Here is a 14,682-nt window from a genome sequence, read left to right as displayed (position 1 = left end):
TTTGACTTACGATACATTTCCAGACCCCTCGAAAAAAGGAATCATTTTCGGATTAGCTCTCGATAATTTCATTCTTTTCTTAATAATGAAAAGCTATACTCCATGAAACTATTTGCATATCGTATGATACAAGTGGGAACGAGACATATTGGGGAAAAAATCCCTGGTCAAGAAAAAAATCATCCCTTTTTGACCGCCTCATTCTGAATTATCGTTTGCACTAGAGAAGTCTCTAGCCCTAGTTTCTCCGCGATCGTCTCGGGAGCCCAATGGAAATTATGAAATAAATTTAAGACAGTTGCCTTTTTGCGGGTTACTAACGGATCTTTCTCTGTTTGCTTTCCGGACTTGCCGCTTCCTGACTTGGAAATATTCGTCTGGACCACATCCATGAAGGCGGAAAGTTTTTCGAAGGTATCTTCCGCTTCGGTTAACAATCCTTCTAGGTCTTCCTTCATACTGAGAGCGCCTTCTTTCATATCGTCCAGTCTCTGTTGTAGAGTGCTGATCTGCTTATGGCGCTCCCCTAGTTCGGACATGAGGTCTTCGATCTTGTCAAACTTGGCTTCTACGGAAAGGATCTCTTCTTTTCTTCCTGCAAGTACTTCTAGTCTTTCGTCGGTGCGGCGTAAAGTCTCTCCGACTTCTTTCTCTCTTGCTTCCAGAACGGAGATATCCTTCTCCATCTCTCTGATCTTTTGAGCGACCTTACTTGCATTTTCCTTATGATCCTGTGAATCCTCATCCAGTTGTCGGATCTCTTCTCTGACTGCGATCACTCTACCTAAGCGATCCTCCAGATCCAGGAAGCGGGATTCCATCTCGAAAGCTCGCTCTCCTGCTTCCACGAGTTGACGATGTGTTTCCTTCCATTGAGAAGATTCTTCCATCATACGGCTGAATTCTTCTTTCAGGACTTCTGCCTTTTCTTCGATGGAAAGTATTTCCACTTCTCTTTCTTCCGCCTTAGAAATACGGGACTCTAGATTGTCCTGTAAATTGCGAAGACGAGTCATATTCGTATCCAGATCCTCGTAGATCCTCTCGGTCTGACTTGCGTCTTCTAATCCTTCCTTCATTTGGGAAACAAATTCTTCGGAACGTTCTATGATCTCTTTTACTTCTAAGAAGAGAGCGGAGCGTTTTTCCGCTTCTTGCATTCTCTCCGAGATCTCGTCTACGGAGGAACGTAATTTGTCGGCTTCTTCTTCTAATTCTGTAAACAAGGATTGCTTTGCATCTCTGATCTCTTCTAGATCCTTGCGAAGATCCACTTGCAGCATCCTGTATTCTTTCTGGGCGATCTGGAATTCTTCTCTTCCGGAACGCAGGAATTCTTCGGAAGAAGTTTGGGTCTCTTTCAGAAGACCCTTCACCTGGTTTTGGAAGTCCTTCATCTGACCTTCGCTTTCTTTCAAGCCGGAAGAGAGAGCCTCTTCTAGATTTCGTTTCACGTCGGCGAGATGTTTTGCGATCCTATCTTCTAGTTGGCCTAGTTGGACCTGGCCCTTGTCTAAGAGTGCGGATAATTGCTTATTGATCTTGGAATCTATTGTGTCGTTCAGACGATCGATCTTCTCTTCCTGTCTTTCGAAGAATTCCTGACCCGATTCTTTGAGTTTTTCTAATACAGTCTTAGCTTGATCGGAGGCTTTTTCCAATTGAGCCTCTGTGGAAGTACGGACCCGATCCGCTTGCATCTCTAGGATCTTCTCGTTCTTGCGGATCAGATTCTCCAATCTTTCCCCAACTGCGGAATATTCGACTTTTACAGAATCCACTACATTTTGTGCTTCGGCCTTCAGCTCGCGATACCGGACCTGGAGTTCTTCTTTGATCTCGTCCCCATCTTGCTTGAAATTCGTCTTATACTTGGAAACGAATTCCTCGATCTTATCCTTTTGCTCTGCATAGGATTTGGAGAATTCCTCCAGATATTCCGCGCCCTTGAAATGGATCTGCCCCAGTCTTTCTTCCAAACCACGGATCGCGTCCATGGTATGGCCCTTCTGGGATTGGACTTCGTCTTCCCAGGAACGGGAGAAATGTTCGAACCTTCTGTCCATTTTGCGGAATTCTTCTTCTATTATTCCGCCTATATCCCCTACCTTGGACTCCGCTTCCGAAATGATATCTGCGGCAGAACTCTCTACGGCTTCTCGGATATCTTTTACATAAGAATCCATTTCCTTCATACGAGTAGAAACTTGTACGTCGAAGACTCTCACGTTCTCACGGATCTCTTCCCATTCTCCTCTAAAGCGTTCCGAGTGGGAAGCGTGGAGTGCTCTCAGTTCCTCTTCTAAGGAAGAACGGACTCCTTTTACGTATTCGTCCATCTCTTTCATTCGAGTGGAGACTTGTACGTTAAATCCTCTGATATTCTCTCGGATCTCTTCCCATTCAGTGCGGAAACGATCCGAATTGGAAGCATGTAGTTTTCCTAATTCTTCTTCGAGGGATTCGCGGATCTGTTCGATACGGGACTTGGATTTCCTTTCTTCGTCCGAACGAGAGACTTCTAATGCGGAATGGAATTCCTTGAGCCCGGTCAGGATCTCTTTTCTCAGATCTTCCGCTTCGCTACGAAGACTGCTACTGATCCGATTGAACTCATCCTCGAACGTATCGATCTGACGCATGAGCTCGGCCTTGCGAGAATCGGCCTGCTTTAAGAGTTTATTTTCGGCCTCTAGATACTTCTCTTGGAAAATATTGATAGAGTCGTTGATGCCTTCGGCCTGTCTACGGGTCTCGTTCAGGATCTCGTCCCTTCTGGTAAGAGTTTCCAGGCTCATGCCTTCTATCTCTTTTCGGATCGCCTCTATCTCGATACGGACTCCGTTTAAGAATGCTTCCTTGGAATGAATGACTTGCTCTAATACTTGATCGTATTTTTGTAATAGAGCCATTTCGTTCCTAGCGAATGTCTCTTCTAATTTGCGGTCGGCGAGTTCCGCTTTCTCGTCTACTCTGGTCTCAAGACGATCCAGTTTTTCGGAAACAGTTAAGAATGCGGTTTGCATTCTATCGGTTCTTGCATCCAGATCTTCTTCTTTTGCCTCTACAGATTCGAGAAGGGAACGTACTTCTTCTCTTGCAAGATCCACTTTAGCAACGGTATCATTAAATAAGGACTTGGTTTGGATTTCCAGTTTTTGCCTGTACGCGTCTCCCAATTCGCTTAGGCCCGACTCGATCCGATCCGCTTTCACTTCCAGAAGACCCTCTAATTCTACGATCTTAGAAGCCAAGGACTGTAAAATATCGTCCGAGCGGAAGTTTAGCTTTTCTTGAAATGCTTCTAGAAGGATCTCCGCTTCGGAGCGGATCTCTTGGATCCGAGAACCGATCGCATGCACTTCTTTCTTGCCAAGCTCCAATCTACCCAAACCATCTTGGATTGCCTGGGACTCTTGGCGAATATCGGAAGATAGATGCACTACTTCTTTCAGATCTAATGTGACTGCGTTCAAGAAATCCCGATTGGAACGAATTGTCTCGAGTAACTGCCTGGATTCTTCGTTTAAGGACTTCACATCGTCTGCAAGTTTGCGGGTCTGCTTAAGAGTGATCTCTAATTCGATTCCGGAATCCTTTACGGACTGGACCTTTTCTAATGCGATCTCTTGCAGTTCTTCTTGTAGTTTGCCGGTATAACGTTTGATTTGGCTCAGCTTATAATTCGACTTGTCCATCCTGCGAAGGAGGATAGTAATGCCTACACTGGCTAAAAAAGGTAAAAGGAGTTCTAGGCCCATACTTTGAGTTTTTAGAAGATTCTGTGAAGAAATCCTTTCATAGAATTATGTCGCATCAAATGGATAGGAATACTCGAAACCAGGGGAATAAATCAAGAATTATTTCTCAAATCCCCAAAAAAAGGCCTTATAGCGCATTTGCGGCCGTTTATGACCGGGTCATGAGGCAGGCCCCGTACTCTGATTGGGCCTCCATGATCCTGGAAGGATACCAGATTGGGACGGGGAATTTTCCTCCTCGTAGTATCTTCGACATGGGTTGCGGCACTTGCAAGATCTGGGCTTTTCTTCCTTTAGAGTCGGAACTCTGGGGCATCGACGACTCTCATGAAATGCTTCAAATCGCCGATTCTAAGCTAATTAGAGGCAATCGGATCCAGGGAAGCCTACTCTCCTTCCCCCCTTTACCACAAACCTTTGACCTGGTTTTTTCCGTCCACGATACCCTGAATTATTTCCTACAAGAAGAAGAGATCGCGAGGATTTTTGCCCAAACTTCGGCGATTCTTTCCGAGAACGGGATCTTCTTCTTTGATGTTAGCACTGACCGGAATTTTCAAAAAAATTTTCAGGGGAAGACTCTCAAGGAGACCCATGGAGACACAAAACTGGTCTGGGAAAATGAATATGATCCTAAATCGAGCATCCTAAAGACCAGCTTGCAATTCACGAGCCCAGAGATCTCGGGAGTGGAAGAGCATTTTCATCGGGCCTATCCGTTGGAGGTCTGGCAATCCCTTCTGAAAGAGGGAGGCTTTGAGATCCTTGGCATCGGATCCGATTACTCTTCCTGGAAGGTATCCTCTAGGGCGAATTATTGGAACTTCCTCTGCAAAAAAAATTCTAAGTAAAAGCCGAAACAGTCCGAACCCTAGAAAGAAGAGGATTTATTGTTGGGAAGAGCCCGTTTTCGGCGTCTCTCCTATTAGCGCCGAAACTTATGGCTAAATTAACGATACAAAATAAACACGGAATCGTTCGCTTTGAAAACCATCTTTTGGATGGATACGAGAAAGTCTTCGACGAGATCTCCGAACAGGCATCTAAAGCCCATATCCAAAATCTGACTCTGGACCTGACCCCCACTAAGAAGATCACTTCCAGCGGCGTCGCTAAACTTCTCACACTCAGAAACCTTCTAGATCATTTCGGAGTGAAATTCGAAGTGGTGAATCTGCAACCGGGCCTTCTAGACGTTCTCAGAAAATTCAAAGTAGACGCAATGCTTCGCATTCGCGCCTAACCTCCGGGAAAAGAACTTGCAGGAGGCGAAAGTCCTAAGAGGATAACTTTCGTGGCTTCTCTCCAAGTTACGGATCTTTCCAAAACCTATTCGGGAAAGATCGCTATTTCCCATCTCAATTTTGAAATTCCAAAAAACAGGATCACGGGCCTACTCGGACCAAACGGTGCCGGAAAGACCACTGCTCTTAGGATCCTAACGGGTTTCATTCGACCGGACAATGGCTCCGTATCCTTGGACGGGGTTTCTCTCGAAAGAGACCCCATCTTCGTTAAGCAAAGATTAGGCTATCTTCCGGAATCTGCCCCTGTCTATCCGGACATGAGCGCTTCCGAGTATTTGGATTTTATAGGCCAAGCAAGAGGTTTGGATCCTACTGCTCTCAAAAAAAGAAAGAAAGAAGTATTGGAGCTTTGCGATCTTAAGCAACAACTGCATTCTCCTGCAAGCATTCTCTCCAAAGGCTATAAACAGAGACTCGCTTTAGCTGGGGCCTTATTGCATGATCCGGAGCTCATTATCTTGGACGAGCCCAGTTCCGGGCTAGATCCCATACAGATCCAACATTTCCGGAATATCATTCGTACATTAGCAAAAGATAAAATTCTTCTTCTATCCACTCATATTCTTTCCGAGGTGGAAGAGATCTGTGATCATGTTCTTGTACTGCATAAAGGGAGCCTGATCGCTGACCTTCCCGTTACCGAGCTGAAGCGAGGGAATTTTATCCTTCTTACCGCAAAAACCGATTTAACAACACTAGAAAGGATCTTTGAGAAGAAGGACATAAAGGTACGACTTCTTTCTCGATCAGAAGAAGGATCCGAATTCCAATTGGAATCTCCCAACTTGTCTCCCGAGGAGATCTTTGAGATGGTGCGTGCCGCGTCCTTTCCCGTCTTAGAATTTAAGATCGCGAAACGCTCCTTAGAAAATGTGTTTCAGGAGCTTGTTTCCAACTAATGCTTTCTAGAAACCTTCTTCACTCCTGCTCGAACATAGCATCCGTCTTCCGAAAAGAATGGTCTGCTTATTTCAATACTCAGATCGGGTACTTGTTTACGATCTTTTATCTTTTCCTTTCTTCCTTTCTATTCTTCTACGGATTAGGAGAGGAATCCTTCTGGGAAAGAAAAGTCGCCGGAATGGAAGAATATTTTATCTGGACCCCTCTTCTATTCACAGTATTCATCCCAGCTCTCACCATGAGGCTTTGGTCCGAAGAGAAAAGATCCGGAACCTTGGAGTTACTCTTTACCCTACCCTTAGGGAAATCTGAGATCACATTCGGAAAATTCCTGGCTGCCTGGGCCTTTTTAGGATTTGTCCTATCTCTCACCTTACCCATTCCATTCTCTATCTGGGCCCTAAGCGATCTGGATCTAGGGATCGTATTTGCAGGATATCTAGGCTGTTATCTTTTAGGAGGAGCCTACTTGAGCCTAGGAACTCTACTCTCTTCTCTGGGAAAGGACCAGATCAGTTCCTATATTCTTACTCTATTCGTCTGTTTGTTTTTCTTTCTCTTAGGAACCCAACCAGTACTGAAATTTCTAGGCGGAGGATTCGCAGGCCTTGCCTCCTTTCTTTCCCTAGGTTCCCATTTCGAATCCTTTCGATTGGGGCTAGTCGATGGTGGGGATGCATTCTATTTCCTCAGCTTTATTCTCGCGAACCTATTCTCGAACGTATTCCTCCTCCGGAGGGATTATCCGTGAGAGAACTATTAGAGCCTCTATTCAGGATAGCGAATCGCCCTTGGTTCCTTTTTCTAAACGGGATCGTATTATTTTTTCTTTTGAATGGGATCGTTTCTTCCTTTAGATGCAAAGCGGATCTATCTCGTTCCGGTAGATTTCAGATCACGGAAAGCACGAAGAAGGTCTTGAGCGATCTGGATTCGACCTTGTACATAGACGCGTTCTATTCTTCGGAGATCCCGGGCGAATACAAATCCAGATTAGAACTCACGAAAGGCCTTTTGAAAGAGATCGCAGCCGTGGGAAAAGAAAACGTATCTCTTAGATTTCATGATCCGGATCATTCGGAAGAAGATTCCAGAAAGGCCCTCGAATTAGGATTAGAACCCCAGATCCTACAAAGAACCTCCCGGGATTCCGCCTCGGTCAAGCAAGCGTTCCTAGGAATCGTTTTAACCCTCGGTCATAAGACAGAAGTACTTTCGTTAGCTTTCTTTACCGAAGAACTAGAATACCAAATATTAAACGCATTACAAAAAATGCAAAGACAGGACAAGGATTCCGGGATCGCGATTTTGAGAACGAAAGGATCCCTATCTCTCCAGGAGAATCATTCTCCCAAGGATAGGATCGGGATTTTTTTCCATCAGGTTTTACCAAGAGAATATGGACCCATTTCAGAGATCGATCCGGAGACAGATGAAATTCCCGAAGGAATCGACCTTCTTCTTTGGGCGGGTTCCGGACCCTTATCCAACCAAGCCGCATGGAGGATAGACCAATTCTTGATGAAAGGAGGAAGTCTTCTTCTTCTTGCCAAGAGTATGGAGTTCCAGACTGGAAAGAAGGGAGGAGGATTTGGGCTCTTGAACGGCGAATTATCGGCAGGGCTCGCCGGTAAGGACCCAGAATCGGAGGAACTCATCCGACTTTTAGAACATTATGGAATTCGGATCAACTCTGATATCATATTAGATCCGGATGATTCCCTTCCTATGGGTTCTATCATTGAGATCGAACCTGGAATTTTAGGAAAGTACCCTTATCCTCCTTGGATCGTCTCGGAAAGAAAAACGAACACATTGGATCCGGACAGCCCATTTACCAAGAGCCAAGAAAGTCTTCTACTGCCTTGGTCCTCTAGTCTTACTCTTCTTCCGGAAAAACAAAAAGCCGTAAAATTACAGGCTTTAGCAAAAAGCGGCCCCGATGCGGAAGCAAGGACAGAACCGATCTCTCTCGGAGAAAAGCAGATCCTTTCCGCTCCCATTCGCGCCAACGGAGGCCCCTTTATTCTTTCCGCATTGGCAGAAGGAAAATTCAGTTCCTATTTCGTGGATCGAAAGAATTTGATCCCGAAAGGATCCTCAAACGGATTATTGGAAACCAAACCGGATCGAGTTTCCAAGATACTGGTCTTCGGCTCCCCATACCTAGTCTCTGATCTTTTGGCGTTCCCTGAATTCGTAGAAATTTTAAAGAATTCAAATATTCCGTTTTTATTAAATTCTATAGACCTACTCAGAGGCGAAACGGATCTCATCCAGGCGAGATCCAAACAGTCAGCCATCTTAAAAATGAAACCTCTCTCGTTCGGTTGGGAAACTGCGATCAGCCTTTTTCATCTTTTAGGGATCCCGGCCTTACTCTCTCTCTATGCGTTCCGAAGAATTCGCAAAAGAAATAGGCAGGTTCTATGAAACGAACTCTCTTGTTCGGACAAGCAATAGAAAAGATCAGAGAATATCCCGGGATCGGGTTATTCTTACTCAACCTGATCTTAGGAATACTTCTGCTCTTAGTAAGGGATCCGTTCGGAAAATTCCAGAATACATATGCGAATGCGGATCCATTCTTTGAGATCGATCCCGAAAGGATCCAAACCATTATCAGCGGAAGAAAGGGCCAAGAGAGCGTTCTCAATCGGGATCTGGATGGATGGACAGTGCGTTTGGGTAAGGATACCAAGGCTCCCGGAGACAAGGCAAGGATAGAAGAACTGATCCACACCTGTCTTTCCATGAGAAGGTTCACTCTATTGTCGGATTCCAATTCTCATCCTTCTCCTTTGGAGGAATTCGGATTAGATGGAGACGAACCTGTGCTGGAATTCAAGGACGTTTCCGGAAATTCCCTTGGAAAGATCCTACTTGGAGCGAGAGCTCCTAAGGCATCCGGAACTTATGTAATGGACGAAAAAAACCGCATCTGGCTAGTTAAAGAAAACTTAAAATTGGTCACAGGCGCCGGAAAGCAGGACTTCTTTATCAGCCGAAATTTAATCCCTGACTTTCCGTCCAGAGAACTCGTATTGGAAGTATCAGTTACAAGCGCGTCCAGAAACGAAGGTTTTGTTTTGCTCGCAGACGGAGAGAATTGGATCGTCAAAGTCTCCGGCCAAGAGATCCAAGCAAACCCGGAAGAAGTAGAAACATTCATCCAAGCCATTAAGAAATTGAATGCAGACGAAGTCCTACTGGATAGAACCGAAGAGATCCGTCCCCTTCCCCCTAAACAGAATTTTAAAATAGAGATCAAGACAAGCACGGATCATTATACGATACATCCGATCGGAGTCACAAAACTAGGCAGCTTTATTTTTCAGAAGAAGGATCTAGAATACAAATTGGTTTTGGATCCTTGGAATCTAGAGCCGATCTTGCAAAAAGACCTCTCCGAATTTACGACCCGCACTCTCCCTACAAATAAGGGCTTTTAACTCCTTACTTAGATGGAAGCCAAATCAATGGGTTGACATATAGACCGGACCAAAGTTTCCTTCCTTAATACATCTTTCCCAAAAAGGAAATCATATGGCACTGATAGAAGAGCTGGATAAACAAGGAAATTTTCTATTTCGTTGGAGATCCTATATCCCCGGTTTCATTCTGCTTCTTTGCTTATATTCCTTAAAAGATTTTAAATTCCTAAACGATTCTTACGAAACGAATTTATACTATGTGGCTTTCTGCTTTGCAGTAAGCCTACTAGGCCTCGCAGCGCGCTGCTTCGTGATCGGTTATGCGCCTGCCCGTACTTCCGGAAGAAATACAAAGGAACAAGTCGCCGACTTGGTCAACCAAGAAGGGATCTACTCCTTGGTCCGCCATCCGCTCTATTTGGGAAATTTCCTCATGTATCTCGGCCCTGTTCTCTATTTCAGGGACGTGCCTCTAACTCTTGTATTTTGCTTATTCTTCGCGATCTATTATGAAAGAATAATGTTTGCAGAGGAGAAATTCCTAAGAGATAAATTCGGGAATGATTACCTCTCCTGGGCCAATCAGATCCCTGCTTTCCTGCCGAAATTCTCCGGATACGTAAAACCGAAATTAGGTTTCTCTTTCCGTAATATCCTAAAAAGAGAATATCCTAGTCTCTTCGGGATCGTTGTCATCTTCGTGTTATTCGATTTCGGAGCGAATTTTCTGAACGGATTCTTCTCTTGGCAGGAACCATGGGAGGCGATCACCGAGCCTCAGATCTGGGCGTTTGGAGCGGGAGCAGCTTTCTACGCGATCATTCGAGTCTTAGTCAAGACCACTAAGCTATTGCAGGTCGAAGGAAGATAATTCTAGATTCGGCAGGTCTTTAAGTGCCTGCCGTATATTCCAAATACGATTTGAATTTCTCGCTGTCTTTCGTGAGAAATACGGGCGTAGGATATTCCCGCTTTAAGGGAAGAAGAGCGAATCCCTCATCATAGAATATGATCTTCTCTACTTCGCTCAACTTATAACTGAACTCAGAATTACTAGCCTGGAACCTAAATCCGCCAGGGATCTCTCGAATAATTCCCTTACCCATTCTCCTAAAACCTTTCAAGCTTTCCGGTCTTAATTTTTCTTTTAAGGATTCATAAGGCAGTCTCCCGGAAAGGTCCAGGAAGAGGATCCCTTCCATAGACCATTCTTCTTCCTTAGGAGAAGCATGAGTTTCTTCCTGCTTCGTATGTATTTCTCTGATCTCCGGCTTACGCTCTTCTTCCAAAGGGCGAGTAACGATCTCTTCTTGGCTAACCGTCTCGAAGGCCTCTGGCTCCCTGGAAAATGTTTCTTCTTTCTGTCTTTGGGAATAAGGACGGATCTTTCTCTCTTCCGCAAATGCCTGATCCATTTGTGCGTACATCTCGGAGCGCCCGCCCTTCTTCATAGAAGCAAGCGCGTCCTGCGAGACTTTTTTCTCCTTAGAAGAAGGAACAGAATTCCCTCTGGAAAATCCGCTAGATCCGGACTCCGTTTTGGAATTGGGTTGGAATGATACGTAAATAAAGCAGAGAATTCCCACCAAAATCAGAGCTAAGGCAATATAGAGCATCATTATATGTATCTATCAAAATCGCGGCTTTCTGAAGCATTTTTCGTGGGTTTTTCTCCTTTACAGATTCTTGGCGCGGGTGAGGCTTCCTTGAAACGTAGTTTTATGACAAAGCCAGAAGGAATTTCAATCAAAGATCTATTATTCAAGGTGGGGTCCGCCGTTTTCCTAGGCATTCTAGTCCTCATGTTGGTCATCATGCTCTTAAAGCCGGATGTGGAACAGGCAGGTTTGGATATGCTCACAGGCAAAGCAAATATCAGCGCCGGTAGAATAGACGGCTCCGACGTTCCGATGGATTTTTTCAACGCCGCAAGAAGACAATGCTATATGTATTTCGGTGGCCAAGGTTCGGAAGGTCAATTAGCCGAATGTGCCTTCATGATCCTAAAAAGATTTTATATCCTGAATAAACTCGCGCGGGGGATCGGGTACACTTATTCGGAAGAAGGAATTCGACAGGCTCTCTGGGACGAGGCGCAAAAAAATTCTAAGAATTCCTACCGTGGAGCGGGATATTCCGAAGAAGATTTGAAGAAACCGGAGCAAATTTACCGTCAACTCCTCCAAGAAGCACCGATTCGTTTTCGGATAGAAGCCACCGTGCAACAAAACGTTCAGCAGAATTTCTTGCAAACTGATCTGCGTCGTACAGACGGAGAATTAGAAGTACAATCCGAGGCATCCGGAGCTAAGATCGATTTGGATGCAGTCGTTTATTCGGAAGATGATATTTCCAAATTGGCGGAACAAAGTTTAGAACCGAGTGAAGCTCAGTTACAGGAACTGTACCAGAAAGAGATCGCTGATCCGAATTCTCCTAAAGGAAAAGACGGCAAACCTATTCCTTTTGAAGAAAGAAAAACCGTCTTAAAAGGAAAGTACAAGGTAGAAGCTCGTAAAAACGCTTTGGAATCCGTAAAAGCGAAACTAATCGCTTTACAAAATGAACCTGACGGCTTACAAAAAATCGCGAAATTCTTAGGTAAGGCCCCGATCTCTTTGAGAAACAGACCTCTTTCCGATCTAAAGAAAATGAGTTCCGGCAAGGACAATTTCTCTTTATTGGCAGATTCTAAGTTCTTGCAAGATCTAAGCACTCCTGGGCTTGCGCAAAAGAAGAATATAGGACCGTACAGAGATGGAGATAAATACGCAATCGTAGCCTTCTCCAAGCTCCAATTCGGAGCACCGGATCCTTCTTTCTTGAGAATTAGAGATTCTGCAAGTGTTGTCAGCGGCATACTAATGGAAATCCCTCAATCCTTAGAGAATGAGATTACCGTAGAACGTTTAGCGAGGTCCGCTTCGGAGGAATAATGCAAATCCGCGCCGAATTAGTGAATCCGTTCTTGGAAGCGGCTACCATCGTTTTCCGAGACATACTGCAAACAGATTTGATCCGCGGTAAGATCGGGATCAAGGACACAGCCGAAACCACTCTGGAACTCGCGATCATCATCGGGGTTCTAGGAACTTTCAATGGCGAAGTAGTGTACGGTCTGAACTATGACGCGGCCTATAAGATCGCGAAAAAACTCATGCCCGGTATGAGCGACGACGATATCAAGAACGAATATAAGGATATACTAGGAGAGATCGCGAACATGACTACAGGTAACGCGATGAATATCTTCGCGACCGCAGGTCAGTCGATCGAGATCACTGCGCCGAATATCGTTGATGCAAAGAATGAAACGATTAAGATCCCTAAAAAGCAGGCGCTTGGGATCAGCCTATTTTCCAAATTCGGAAAATTGGAAGTAAACGTTTCCTTAACTTAAATATTAGATTTTCTTAAAGATTACTCTTTGCGAGAGTTTCCATTTCAGAACGAAGGGGGGAATACACTCCCTCCGATTCGGAAACGGTCTTTTCTAGATATTTTCGTAAGAATTTCTTAGCCCATTCCCCTTCTCCGGCTTTGTAGCTGGTCTTAAAAAGCAAATAGGCGCCCAGTTCTTTTTCCTCTCTCTGTCTCTTGAATTCCCTGGAGTTTTGATCTTCCGCATTCGGGAAAGTCTTTCCAAAGCGATTCCAGAAATCCATTAAATAACCTCTGGCATCGCTGTAACGGCCGGAACGAAATAGCATGTCCCCTAATTGCAGGAGAGCTCTGGATCTGAATTCACCGCTCCCTTCTGTGGCGACTCTTAAGAGAATGGATTCTGCCTCGGAATTCTTTCCTTGGGCCCTTAAGGATCTTGCTGTTTCCAGAGAGGTTTTCCATCTGGAATCGTCTTCCGCTCCCGCAGCCTCCGCCTCCGGAGCTTTCTGATCTTCTAATTTAGCTAATTCTAATTTTGCTTGGGCGCTTGCGCTCCCCTCTGTGGTCGCAGCCTTACTGAATTCCTCTTTGGCGGCGTCCTTTTGCCCGTTCCGTAAACGTAGGAGTCCTCTGTCAAATGCGGCCTGACTCGGATCCTGTGCATCCTTCTTCTTGCCGTTTTTCTTTTCCTTCTTTTCGGAAAGATTGGGAAGCCGGGTCTTCTTCTCTTTTGCGACAGACTTCTTCTCTTCTCCTATTTTTCTTTCAGAAGAAGGAGACGTACGTTCTGGGCCAGCAGTGGCCATTTCAGTAGAACTGGAAGTGTCCGGACCCGAGCCTGAATTTGTAGTTTGATCGGAAGCGTTTCCGCTTATAACCGCAGATGAGCTAGACTTTCGAGAGGCAGCGGCAGTTCCGGAAGAATTTTCTTGGTTAGAAGTTTCTATTGGCGAATTTAAAGATGCAGTAGGACTTATAGCTTCCGCATTCGAGGCTTGTGTTCCCTCCGAGAGATCGGCTCTCTCCGGAAAAGGAAGTGGAAAATCCGCATCAATATTCCCGAAAGAAAAGAACGTTAAGAGAAATACGAAAGTTAGAGATCGTTTCATTCTCATTCGCCCATCTTCGGTTTTTGTTCTCTCCGAGGAGGACGACTCAATCTGGAATCGTCCGGCTGGGTCTTAGTCTCTAAGCTTGGTTGTCTTTGGGTACTGGGTTCCAATCTTGGAGAATCGCTATCGCTTGCGCCTGGACGACCCAAATCCTCTCTAGGAGGTCTTTCATTCTCAGTCGGAAAAAATACTTTCGAATCTCCATCCTTACGGCGAGAATTCCCGAGTGTGTCCGTTTCTTCCAGTTGTGGCTTGGGAGAATTCGGTCCTTCCTTCGGTTTATCTAAAGAGTATCTTTCCAAATCCAAAGAAGAAGATCCGGTATCCGAATACGTTGGATCGCTCCAGCGGATCTCCTTTCTCTTTCGATTATAATCTCTCTCTATATCTTCTAAAAATAATGCCTTGCGATCCAATTCTTTTGCCTGGTCTTCTTCTCCCGCGAGGGCCAAACCTCTCTGGAAACTGAACCAGGACAGGACCGCTCCGATCAAAACAGCGAGTGCAAGCCCTGCTCTTCCGATCAGCTTCACTGTGTTCGGGGGAAGATTTCCTAAAATACCGTCAATGGATTCCCGAACCTTGGTCAGAATGGAGAATGGATTGAATGCCATAGTTTCTCTAGGATCATCGGTCGTCTTTTCGCCTTTTTCAAGGACATAATTTTAGAAAAAAGACCGAAATAATCTCGAATCCAGTCTGAACTGTAGGAGATACTACAAGAAATCCCGGTTTTTCTCTCCGGGAACCCTAAAGTCTTTTCCCTGCTTTTCGATTGTAA

The 14,682-nt window shown here is 45.0% G+C and carries 13 protein-coding genes; 9 read left to right on the top strand and 4 right to left on the bottom strand.

Annotation, left to right across the window (positions count from 1 at the left end):
* Positions 1-179 precede the first annotated feature (179 nt).
* Positions 180-3,761, bottom strand: coding sequence for a SpiroCoCo family coiled-coil protein (locus EHO57_RS02470; protein ID WP_135647179.1), 3,582 nt, complete (start codon positions 3,759-3,761; stop codon positions 180-182).
* A gap of 59 nt (positions 3,762-3,820) precedes the next feature.
* On the opposite strand from EHO57_RS02470, the gene EHO57_RS02465 reads away from it, so the two are divergent.
* The 7 genes from EHO57_RS02465 to lmtA all read left to right on the top strand — a co-directional run bounded on the left by EHO57_RS02465 (position 3,821) and on the right by lmtA (position 10,276).
* Positions 3,821-4,612, top strand: a complete 792-nt coding sequence (locus tag EHO57_RS02465; RefSeq protein WP_135647178.1) for a class I SAM-dependent DNA methyltransferase — start codon at positions 3,821-3,823, stop codon at positions 4,610-4,612.
* A gap of 89 nt (positions 4,613-4,701) precedes the next feature.
* Positions 4,702-5,004, top strand: a complete 303-nt coding sequence (locus EHO57_RS02460) for an STAS domain-containing protein (protein ID WP_135647177.1) — start codon at positions 4,702-4,704, stop codon at positions 5,002-5,004.
* Positions 5,005-5,055: 51 nt separating this feature from the next.
* Positions 5,056-5,967, top strand: a complete 912-nt coding sequence (locus EHO57_RS02455; RefSeq protein WP_135647176.1) for an ABC transporter ATP-binding protein — start codon at positions 5,056-5,058, stop codon at positions 5,965-5,967.
* Positions 5,967-6,722 (top strand): ABC transporter permease subunit, encoded by a 756-nt coding sequence (locus EHO57_RS02450; RefSeq protein WP_135647175.1) that lies wholly within the window; start codon positions 5,967-5,969, stop codon positions 6,720-6,722. Before EHO57_RS02455 ends, EHO57_RS02450 begins: the two co-directional genes overlap by 1 nt.
* Positions 6,719-8,404, top strand: coding sequence for a GldG family protein (locus EHO57_RS02445; protein ID WP_135647174.1), 1,686 nt, complete (start codon positions 6,719-6,721; stop codon positions 8,402-8,404). The genes EHO57_RS02450 and EHO57_RS02445 overlap by 4 nt, the downstream gene beginning before the upstream one ends.
* Complete coding sequence (locus tag EHO57_RS02440) at positions 8,401-9,423, top strand: DUF4340 domain-containing protein (RefSeq protein ID WP_135647173.1); 1,023 nt, start codon at positions 8,401-8,403, stop codon at positions 9,421-9,423. Before EHO57_RS02445 ends, EHO57_RS02440 begins: the two co-directional genes overlap by 4 nt.
* 94 nt (positions 9,424-9,517) lie before the next feature.
* Complete coding sequence (lmtA, locus tag EHO57_RS02435) at positions 9,518-10,276, top strand: lipid A Kdo2 1-phosphate O-methyltransferase (RefSeq protein WP_135647172.1); 759 nt, start codon at positions 9,518-9,520, stop codon at positions 10,274-10,276.
* 19 nt (positions 10,277-10,295) lie between these two features.
* On the opposite strand, the gene EHO57_RS02430 is transcribed toward lmtA, so the two are convergent.
* A complete protein-coding gene (locus EHO57_RS02430) occupies positions 10,296-11,024 on the bottom strand; it encodes an LIC_11490 family protein (RefSeq protein WP_135647171.1) in 729 nt (242 codons plus the stop codon).
* A 102-nt stretch (positions 11,025-11,126) separates the two neighbouring features.
* Between EHO57_RS02430 and EHO57_RS02425 the strand changes: the two genes are divergently transcribed.
* Together EHO57_RS02425 and EHO57_RS02420 are read left to right on the top strand one after the other, a co-directional pair.
* The gene (locus EHO57_RS02425; protein ID WP_135647170.1) at positions 11,127-12,341 is read left to right on the top strand and encodes a hypothetical protein; all 1,215 of its coding nucleotides are present in this window, start codon (positions 11,127-11,129) and stop codon (positions 12,339-12,341) included.
* Positions 12,341-12,805, top strand: coding sequence for a chemotaxis protein CheX (locus EHO57_RS02420; protein ID WP_135588264.1), 465 nt, complete (start codon positions 12,341-12,343; stop codon positions 12,803-12,805). Before EHO57_RS02425 ends, EHO57_RS02420 begins: the two co-directional genes overlap by 1 nt.
* Before the next feature lie 13 nt (positions 12,806-12,818).
* Here EHO57_RS02420 and EHO57_RS02415 read toward each other — a convergent pair whose 3' ends face one another.
* Both EHO57_RS02415 and EHO57_RS02410 read right to left on the bottom strand, forming a co-directional pair.
* Positions 12,819-13,898: a tetratricopeptide repeat protein gene (locus tag EHO57_RS02415; RefSeq protein ID WP_135647169.1), complete on the bottom strand. Its 1,080-nt coding sequence runs from the start codon at positions 13,896-13,898 to the stop codon at positions 12,819-12,821.
* A gap of 2 nt (positions 13,899-13,900) precedes the next feature.
* On the bottom strand, positions 13,901-14,515 hold the full coding sequence (locus tag EHO57_RS02410) for an LIC_11485 family protein (RefSeq protein WP_135647168.1): 615 nt from the start codon (positions 14,513-14,515) through the stop codon (positions 13,901-13,903).
* Between the last annotated feature and the right edge of the window lie 167 nt (positions 14,516-14,682).

The sequence above is a fragment of the Leptospira langatensis genome (assembly GCF_004770615.1).
In the GTDB taxonomy this organism is placed as follows: Bacteria; Spirochaetota; Leptospiria; order Leptospirales; family Leptospiraceae; genus Leptospira_B; species Leptospira_B langatensis.
The sequence above is the reverse complement of the archived record's forward strand: the minus strand, read 5'-3'. Positions and strand labels throughout refer to the sequence as shown.

What these genes read in the sequence shown, in the direction of transcription:
- lmtA (WP_135647172.1), top strand. Translation starts at nt 9,518, where the DNA reads ATGGCACTGATAGAAGAGCTGGATAAACAAGGAAATTTTCTATTTCGT.
- EHO57_RS02430 (WP_135647171.1), bottom strand. Translation starts at nt 11,024, where the DNA reads ATGATGCTCTATATTGCCTTAGCTCTGATTTTGGTGGGAATTCTCTGC.
- EHO57_RS02415 (WP_135647169.1), bottom strand. Translation starts at nt 13,898, where the DNA reads ATGAAACGATCTCTAACTTTCGTATTTCTCTTAACGTTCTTTTCTTTC.
- EHO57_RS02465 (WP_135647178.1), top strand. Translation starts at nt 3,821, where the DNA reads ATGGATAGGAATACTCGAAACCAGGGGAATAAATCAAGAATTATTTCT.
- EHO57_RS02420 (WP_135588264.1), top strand. Translation starts at nt 12,341, where the DNA reads ATGCAAATCCGCGCCGAATTAGTGAATCCGTTCTTGGAAGCGGCTACC.
- EHO57_RS02470 (WP_135647179.1), bottom strand. Translation starts at nt 3,761, where the DNA reads ATGGGCCTAGAACTCCTTTTACCTTTTTTAGCCAGTGTAGGCATTACT.
- EHO57_RS02410 (WP_135647168.1), bottom strand. Translation starts at nt 14,515, where the DNA reads ATGGCATTCAATCCATTCTCCATTCTGACCAAGGTTCGGGAATCCATT.
- EHO57_RS02440 (WP_135647173.1), top strand. Translation starts at nt 8,401, where the DNA reads ATGAAACGAACTCTCTTGTTCGGACAAGCAATAGAAAAGATCAGAGAA.
- EHO57_RS02460 (WP_135647177.1), top strand. Translation starts at nt 4,702, where the DNA reads ATGGCTAAATTAACGATACAAAATAAACACGGAATCGTTCGCTTTGAA.
- EHO57_RS02450 (WP_135647175.1), top strand. Translation starts at nt 5,967, where the DNA reads ATGCTTTCTAGAAACCTTCTTCACTCCTGCTCGAACATAGCATCCGTC.
- EHO57_RS02425 (WP_135647170.1), top strand. Translation starts at nt 11,127, where the DNA reads ATGACAAAGCCAGAAGGAATTTCAATCAAAGATCTATTATTCAAGGTG.